We start from the raw sequence: 265 nt of genomic DNA on the forward strand, positions 1-265 counted from the left end.
TGGTTGCAGCACTATCATCGGCGCAAAGTTGTTTCACGGTCCTGTTCGGGATGGGAAGGGGTGGGACCAACTTGCTATGGTCATCAGGCATAACTTGTACTGGCATTTGTCCTCGGTGGAGCGACAAAGCCTGAATCTGGAAGAAGCAAAGATTGGGTAATGAATAGTAGTATCAACACACACGCAACGTTGTACCGTCTTATCCTCTGTACCTGCTAAGGTTATAGGGACAAGCCGTACGGGCAATTAGTACTGGTTAGCTTAA

Annotated in this window: 1 rRNA gene; it reads right to left on the reverse strand. The window is 47.9% G+C overall.

From position 1 onward, the window contains the following. Positions 1-88: ribosomal RNA gene (gene rrf / locus KO539_RS29925) — 5S ribosomal RNA — on the reverse strand; the annotation flags it as partial. Positions 89-265: the final 177 nt, after the last annotated feature.

It is taken from the genome of Janthinobacterium sp. NKUCC06_STL (assembly GCF_019345455.1).
Taxonomy (GTDB): domain Bacteria; phylum Pseudomonadota; class Gammaproteobacteria; order Burkholderiales; family Burkholderiaceae_D; genus Janthinobacterium; species Janthinobacterium rivuli.